The following is a 4,270-nucleotide window of genomic DNA, read 5'->3' as shown; positions in this document are numbered from 1 at the left end:
TCGCGGGTGCGGGCTCGCCGGTGGGGCGGCCGGCAGCGCGGCGGGTCCGGCCGCGTCCGCGGCTGTTGGTCGGGTTCTCCGTCATCTGATGACTCCTGCTCTGTGCAACAGCGACGCCAGTGCGTCCCGTTGCTCGGTGGTCGGTGGTAACTGCGGGAGTCGCGGCACTCCGGCCGGGATCCCGAGAAGTTCTAGTGCTGCTTTGGACATCGACACGCCGCCGAGCGCCCGTTGGGCGTCGAAGAGCGGGAGGAGTCCGAGGTTGATATGTCGCGCGGTGTCGACCTCGCCCGCGAGGAAGGCGCGGCGCAGCTCGACGAGGCGCGCGGCGGCCACGTGGCCGATCACGCTGACGAAACCGCTGGCTCCCACGGCCAGCCACGGGAGGTTGAGTTGGTCGTCGCCCGAGTAGTAGACGAGGTCGCAGTGGGACATCACCGTGACCGCGTCGTGGAAGTCGCCCTTGGCATCCTTGACGGCGACGATGTTCGGGTGGGACGACAGTCCGATGAGCGTCTCCGCCTGGATCGGGACCACTGACCGCGGTGGGATGTCGTAGAGCATCACCGGTCGGTCGGTGGCGTCGGCGATCGCCCGGAAGTGGGCGTCGAGTCCGGCCTGGGTGGGTTTGGAGTAGTACGGGGTCACCACGAGCATGCCGTGGGCACCGACGGACGCCGCCTGGCGCGCGAGGTGCACGGAATGTGCGGTGTCGTATGTCCCGACTCCGGCCACCACCGTCGCCCTGTCCCCCACCGCGGCCAGAACGGCCTCGAGAACCGCGATCTTCTCCGCGTCCGTGGTGGTGGGCGACTCTCCCGTGGTCCCGGACACGACGAGACCGTCGCACCCCGACTCCACGAGGTGTTCCGCGACACGTGCGACGGCCTTCAGGTCGACGTAACCGTCGGACCCGAACGGGGTGACCATCGCCGTGAGCACCGTGCCGAACGGCGTGGGGCGTCCGGGTCGGGTGGGGGCCGGCCGACCGTCTGCCGACATCGGGCCCCCAGTGGTCACGTGTGTCATGGCCTCCCAGACTACCCGCAGACCACGGGAAGTCCCGATTCCGACCCGGTGAACCGGTTCATCCCTCCAGGACGTAGGGGCTCACCGCGATCTCGGAGCCGTCCTCCAGCGAGGTGATCTCGAAATCGGAGAACACCGCCGGCGCCGCTTGTCGCAACTGACGCAGGACGTCGATCGCCAGTCCTCGGATCTCGGTGTCCGCGTGCTCGGTCGCCCGCATTCCGATGAAGTGCCGCCACGACCTGTAGTTGCCGGTCACCACGATGCGGGTCTCGGTGGCGTTGGGCAGGACCGACCGCGCGGCCTGCCGGGCCTGCTTGTGACGCAGCATCGGGTTGGGGACGTCGGCGAACCTCTCCTCGAGCTTGGCGAGCATCTCCGCGTAGGCCTCCCGCGACGCGTCGGTGGCGCGGCGGAAGATCTCCACCAGCTCCGGGTCGTCGGCGATCGCGGGCGGGGGCACCACCTTGGAATCATGCTCCGGGACGAACCGCTGCGACAGCTGGCTGTAGGAGAAGTGGCGGTGCCTGATGAGCTCGTGGGTGCACGACCTGGAGATACCGGTGATGTAGAACGTCACGCTCGCGTGCTCGAACACCGAGAGGTGCCCCACCTCGAGGATGTGCCTCAGGTACCCGGCGTTCGACGCGGTGCGCGGGTTGGGTTTGTCCCAGCTCTGGTAGCAGGCGCGGCCGGCGAACTCGGCCAGGGCGGAGCCGCCGTCCGCATCCGTCTCCCAACCGATCTCGTCGGGTGGGGTGAACGCGGTGTGCGCGACCATGCGGACCTGCCGCCGGACGAGCTCGGACATGGTGGGACTCCCTCTTGTGTCGTGTCGCCCGGCGGGTCAGCCGAGAAGGTGTGCGGCGACCGTCGCGGCGACCTCGGACGCGGTGTCGAGTTCCTCACGACCGGGCTCGCCGGTGAGCTGTAGGGCCGGGGCGACCTGGCGGAGGTCCCACCCGGTGGTGATCCGTTCGACCGAGGCCACCGCCCCGGAGGTGTCGTTGTCCCCGTGCACGCAGAGGGCGTAGGGCCGACCGGCCACCGCACCCTCGCAGGTGTAGTACGTGCGGTCGAAGAAGTGCTTGAGTGCACCGGACATGTAGCCGAAGTTGGCCGGGGTGAGCAGGACGTAGCCGTCCGCACGGAGAACGTGGTCGTCGGTGGTCGCAAGTGCGGGCACTGATTCGACCTCGATGCCCTCGAGGTCGGGATGGGCCAGACCCCTCTCCAGTGCCTCCAGGATTCGTCGGAGCCTGGGGGACGGAGCGTGGTGGACCACGAGGACGGTGCTCATCGCGGATCCCCGGTCCCGGAGGACTCCGCCTCCCGCAGGGCGATGGCCGCCCGCATCACCTCACGGGCACGGAGGCGGTCGCCCGCGTGGTCGTAGGCGCGGGCCAACCGGTAGTTGGTACGCCAGTCGTCCGGAGACGCCTGGTACTCCGCACTGACGCGGTCGAACAGCTCATCGGCGGCGGCGTGCTCGAGTCGCCCGGACGGGCGGTGGTCCAGGTCGGAGACATCGAGTTCGATCCCCTCCTGGGCTGCCGCGGCGGAGATCCGCTGGAGTTCGAATCCGTTCCGCAGGATCGCCCACATCGCCCACGCCCCGACGACGGTGAGCAGGACGATCCCGACGCCCAGTCCACGCATGGCGAGGTACTCGGACCGGCTGATCATGGACCACCCGAGGTAGAGCAGGTAACCGAACGCCACCACCAGACCCACCGCCGTGAGGGCCATGACCAGCGGCTTGACGACTCTGTCCACGGGCCGGCCTACAGATCCATGAAGGCGTCGAGCCCAACGGTGAGTCCCGGAGCGCCCGCGATCGACCGTACGCCCAGGAGCACACCGGGCGCGAAGGAGGAGCGATCGAGGGAATCGTGCCTGATGGTCAGGGTCTCCCCCTGTGTACCCAGGAGGACCTCCTGGTGCGCGATCAGGCCGGTCACGCGGACCGAGTGCACCCTCACCCCGCCGACATCTGCGCCCCGCGCCCCCTCCAGCTCGGTGGAGGTGGCGTCCGGGGAGGGCCCCATCCCTGCCGCGGCGCGGGCGGCGGCCATCATCTCCGCCGTGCGGTGTGCCGTACCCGAGGGTGCGTCGGCCTTGTTCGGGTGGTGCAGTTCCACGATCTCGGCCGAGGGGAAATACCTCGCCGCCTGGACCGCGAAGCGCATCATGAGGATGGCTCCGATCGCGAAGTTGGGTGCCACGAGCACCCCGGTATCCGGGTGGGACGCGAGCAGTCCGCGCAGTGTCTCCAACCGCTCGTCGGTGAAGCCGGTCGTGCCGACCACGGCGTGGATGCCGTGTGTGATGCAGTAGTCGAGGTTGTCCATCACCACGTCGGGGTGCGTGAAGTCCACGACCACCTCCGCGCCGGCGTCGGTGAGCATCTGCAGCCGGTCGCCCTGGTCCACCTCGGCGACGAGTTCCATGTCCTCCGCCGCGCGAACCGCCTCGCAGATCGCCGTGCCCACCTTGCCGCGTGCACCGAGCACTCCGACCTTCGTCACCGTCATCGTCTCCTCATCGGTCGTCACACCGCTCACCAGCCTATCCGCCCACGCCGGCGAGCAGATCAGCCGCGCCGCCGGCATCGGGCATGCCCGGCCCGACGGCCGCCAGACACCAGGGCGCGGTCTCGCCCGTCCAGTAGTCCGCCACGTCGTCGCGGTGCACGGTGCGGAGCCGGTGGAGCGACTCCCCGACGGTCACCACAGTGTCGCGGTCCAGCAGGTGGCGGCCGATCCGCGTCATCCGCGACAGTGGGTCGTCCAGCCCGAGCCTGATCGATCCGGTGAGGTGCCCGATCGCGCGGTCGACCTCGTCGCCGGACGGGGGATCGTTCACCATCCCGGCGACGACCTCGGCCAGCGCACCGCTGAGGGCGTCCACCCGCCCGACGGGGCTGCCGGCGACGACCGAGACGAGTCCGGTCGCACGGAACTGGTCCATCGACGCGTACACGGTGTAGGCCAGCCCGAGCTCCTCGCGGACCCGCTGGAACAGTCGGGAACTCAGTCCACCGCCGAGCACCGCGGTCGCGACCTGTGCCGCGGCGCGGTCCCGGTGATCGCGGGACGGTGTCCTCCGTGCCAGAGCCAGGAGCACCTGCTCGGAGTCGTCGTCCTCCCCCACCAGAACCGACGACGGGGCCCAGCCCGGGTGCCCGGCCGCCTGGCCGGAGGTGGGTGCGGCGGCCCCGACCGTCGCGGCTCCCGCCGGG

At 70.0% G+C, this 4,270-nt stretch carries 6 protein-coding genes; all 6 read right to left on the bottom strand.

What is annotated here, in order from left to right:
• Positions 1 to 81: 81 nt before the first annotated feature.
• On the bottom strand, positions 82 to 1,002 hold the full coding sequence (gene dapA, locus G6028_RS15925; RefSeq protein WP_182609553.1) for a 4-hydroxy-tetrahydrodipicolinate synthase: 921 nt from the start codon (positions 1,000 to 1,002) through the stop codon (positions 82 to 84).
• A gap of 85 nt (positions 1,003 to 1,087) precedes the next feature.
• Positions 1,088 to 1,840, bottom strand: coding sequence for an FAD-dependent thymidylate synthase (thyX, locus tag G6028_RS15920; protein WP_179525424.1), 753 nt, complete (start codon positions 1,838 to 1,840; stop codon positions 1,088 to 1,090).
• A 36-nt stretch (positions 1,841 to 1,876) separates the two neighbouring features.
• On the bottom strand, positions 1,877 to 2,329 hold the full coding sequence (locus G6028_RS15915; RefSeq protein WP_179525425.1) for a flavodoxin family protein: 453 nt from the start codon (positions 2,327 to 2,329) through the stop codon (positions 1,877 to 1,879).
• Complete coding sequence (locus G6028_RS15910; RefSeq protein WP_179525426.1) at positions 2,326 to 2,805, bottom strand: hypothetical protein; 480 nt, start codon at positions 2,803 to 2,805, stop codon at positions 2,326 to 2,328. Before G6028_RS15910 ends, G6028_RS15915 begins: the two co-directional genes overlap by 4 nt.
• Before the next feature lie 8 nt (positions 2,806 to 2,813).
• Complete coding sequence (dapB, locus tag G6028_RS15905; protein ID WP_179526256.1) at positions 2,814 to 3,563, bottom strand: 4-hydroxy-tetrahydrodipicolinate reductase; 750 nt, start codon at positions 3,561 to 3,563, stop codon at positions 2,814 to 2,816.
• 34 nt (positions 3,564 to 3,597) lie between these two features.
• Positions 3,598 to 4,270 (bottom strand): M16 family metallopeptidase (locus G6028_RS15900; protein WP_182659454.1); only part of this gene is annotated, 673 nt, incomplete at its 5' end.

Origin of the sequence: Dietzia cercidiphylli (assembly GCF_014145145.1) — a bacterium.
GTDB classification, from domain to species: domain Bacteria; phylum Actinomycetota; class Actinomycetes; order Mycobacteriales; family Mycobacteriaceae; genus Dietzia; species Dietzia natronolimnaea.
Note: the sequence above shows the minus strand (reverse complement) of the source record. Positions and strands in the feature narration are given on the sequence as shown.